Genomic DNA, 2508 nt, shown 5'->3' on the forward strand with positions numbered 1-2508 from the left:
TTTTCTAGACATGAAAATATGAATGATAAAGATTGTACAGCTCTGGTTGATACTATGAGTGTCATAGAAAAAGCTTTAATTTTAAAACTTCAAGATGAGATGCCAAGTATACTTAAAATCTTAATAGTTCTAACAGATTTTGGTGATTCAGAACTGCCGCATAGCATGGATCCTTTATTGCGCGCTTATGAACCAGATTTCGAGAACCCTATTAAAAAGGTTGCTTAAGTTCAAAAACATGACTTATCTCCTCGTCTTTAAGGGCGGGGAGAAGGTTACGAATGGCTATGTTCCATTTGCGTATTCATTTCGCTAGCTGTTAGTGTTGGAATAGAAGAGACATCAATGTCCCTCAAGGCATGCCATGTATCATAATTGGCTTGAAGCTGTAGCCAAAGGGCTGGTCCATTTCCTAACAATTTACCAATGCGAGCTGCTGTTACGGCTGTGACTGGACGTTCTCCTTTAAGGATACCGTGCAAGTGCTGGCGTGATATTTGAAGAATCCTAGCAATTTCGGTTTTGCTTGCATTTAAATGTTCTAAGGATTCAGCTAAAATTTCTCCTGGATGAGAAGGACAACGATTAGGATTACGTGTGGTCATGGATAGTTTCCTTTACAAATCTTAAAACCTTCAGTGGTATTGCTCTAGATCAACATGGTAAACGTGTCTGTCTTTAAATTCAAAAGTGATACACCAAGGACCATTGATATGAATTGTGTAGCGAGTTGGAGTAAAGCCTTTAAGCATATGAAAATTATAACCTGGTACATTGATATCACTAACTTGAGAAGCAGCGTCAAGGGCATCAAGACGGCGAATAATACGCTGTTGAAGCCTGCTATCAATCTTACTTTTTCCTGTTTCCCAGAGAGATTGGAGGTCTTTATTTTTAAATGTTTTGATCATAGCAAACTCAACAACTTTATTTTAAGTAAGATGTAATGTATTAAGTGACAATTGTCAACAAAAATGTTACAATTTAATATGATTGATGCCAACACTGTGGAACTACAAGAATTTAAGAAATGAATATCAAACCAATTCGTACAGAGAGAGATTATCAAGAAGCTTTAGAGATTGTGTCTGCAATGTTTGATAAGCAGCCAGAAGTTAATACTCCAGAATTTGATAGAATGAAAACTCTTGTTTTGTTAATTGAAGCTTATGAAACAGAACACTATCCTGTTTCTCCACCTCATGCGTAAAGAGAAGAATAGGTGCATGGAGGGGATAAATTTGCACGTTAACATCAAGGATTTTACAAACATACCAACGGCTGTCTGATCAAATATTGCTAAAAACTTAGATCCCTTGCCATTCTTAATAAAGTGAATACGAAGTTTAAATTCTATTGTCATTTTGCTCTCCAAATTAATGAAGAGACCATAACAATCATCTACACTCTCTCATAAGCCTGACACTGTCAGTAAAAAAGGGCTTTAAAGGGGACTTTATAAGAAGAAACTATACAGTTTATAAGCCATCAGACAATAAGTGTCCGTTTAGAAACTATCATTGTTTTTTATACCTGCATAAACCATTCATTCTTTCCATAATCTTATGAGGACAGCGCCATCAGCTCCAGCGCCGCTTGGAGAGGAATCTCCATGAGAGCCAGCACCTCCGCCCCCAAAACCACGCCCTGCTTTTCCCGAACTATAGGAACCTTTGCCGACTCCTCCAGAGCCACCACGTGATGTATCACCTCCAGCATCGCCTCCATTACCGCTTGTTTTACTCGTAATTCCATTCGTTCCAGCATAACCATTTCCGCCTTTGGCAATTCCTAGATGTTCATCCGTTGCTAAACCAAAGTTTCCACCTGTTCCTCCAGCACCGCCATCGCCTGAATAGTAGGTAGTCGTACCACCACCAAATCCCGTGTGAGATTGATAGGCAGAAGCACCCCCACCACCATGTCCTCCTGTCGCCGTAATAAAATTTTTGCCAACGGTTGTTGTTCCTCCAGAATTTCCTGTCGCACTGCGTGATGCAACAGAAGCGCCTCCTTTACCAATTGTGATATTCTCATGACCCTTTAAACTCGCTTTATAACCATACCATACCGTACAACCGCCACCGCCGCCACCGCCTCCTAAGTAATAAGAATAACCACCCCCACCACTGCCGCCGCCACCCCATGCTTGGATTTCGACTTTTGTGTTATCCGTTACCCAATCGGGCCATTGAATTTTTCCATCCTGTGTATAGAGCAATTCAGCATCAGCAAGAGCCGGCCAATTCGTGATTTTATCGGTCAAATCTTTTTTAAGACTCTTTATCTGTGCCAAGATGGCTGCATCCACTTGTGATTTGGTATAAACAAGATCATCATCAACTTTAAGCGGTCCTTTAAGCGTACTTCCACTTGTGCTTAAACGGGTAACCACTTTCCTTTTTGGAAGACCGAAGAAGTCAGATGATACATTACCCAAGATCTCCAAGTCGTCACCCATGGTGACTTTACTGGTAAATTTATTATAACTTTGCCATTCATTTGGGC

At 40.4% G+C, this 2508-nt stretch carries 5 protein-coding genes; 2 read left to right on the top strand and 3 right to left on the bottom strand.

Going from position 1 to position 2508, the window contains the following annotated elements; translation table 11 throughout:
• Positions 1–228, top strand: a 228-nt coding sequence (locus ACFIL8_RS09115; protein ID WP_375689516.1) for a hypothetical protein, incomplete at its 5' end; no start/stop codon positions are given.
• Between the two features lie 47 nt (positions 229–275).
• Here the strand turns inward: ACFIL8_RS09115 and ACFIL8_RS09120 are convergent.
• Together ACFIL8_RS09120 and ACFIL8_RS09125 are read right to left on the bottom strand one after the other, a co-directional pair.
• The gene (locus ACFIL8_RS09120) at positions 276–605 is read right to left on the bottom strand and encodes a HigA family addiction module antitoxin (RefSeq protein ID WP_375627782.1); all 330 of its coding nucleotides are present in this window, start codon (positions 603–605) and stop codon (positions 276–278) included.
• Positions 606–635: 30 nt separating this feature from the next.
• Entirely contained in the window at positions 636–911 is a 276-nt protein-coding gene (locus ACFIL8_RS09125) for a type II toxin-antitoxin system RelE/ParE family toxin (RefSeq protein ID WP_273791641.1), read from the bottom strand.
• 119 nt (positions 912–1030) lie between these two features.
• On the opposite strand from ACFIL8_RS09125, the gene ACFIL8_RS09130 reads away from it, so the two are divergent.
• Positions 1031–1210, top strand: coding sequence for a hypothetical protein (locus ACFIL8_RS09130; protein WP_375627011.1), 180 nt, complete (start codon positions 1031–1033; stop codon positions 1208–1210).
• Between the two features lie 336 nt (positions 1211–1546).
• Here the strand turns inward: ACFIL8_RS09130 and ACFIL8_RS09135 are convergent.
• Positions 1547–2508, bottom strand: a 962-nt coding sequence (locus tag ACFIL8_RS09135) for a hypothetical protein (protein ID WP_375689518.1), incomplete at its 5' end; no start/stop codon positions are given.

The organism is Bartonella sp. AP57NXGY, assembly GCF_042195805.1.
In the GTDB taxonomy this organism is placed as follows: Bacteria; Pseudomonadota; Alphaproteobacteria; order Rhizobiales; family Rhizobiaceae; genus Bartonella.

Bases quoted from the DNA above. Each gene is read 5' to 3' on its own strand.
- ACFIL8_RS09120 (WP_375627782.1), bottom strand. From the start codon at position 605: ATGACCACACGTAATCCTAATCGTTGTCCTTCTCATCCAGGAGAAATT.
- ACFIL8_RS09125 (WP_273791641.1), bottom strand. From the start codon at position 911: ATGATCAAAACATTTAAAAATAAAGACCTCCAATCTCTCTGGGAAACA.
- ACFIL8_RS09130 (WP_375627011.1), top strand. From the start codon at position 1,031: ATGAATATCAAACCAATTCGTACAGAGAGAGATTATCAAGAAGCTTTA.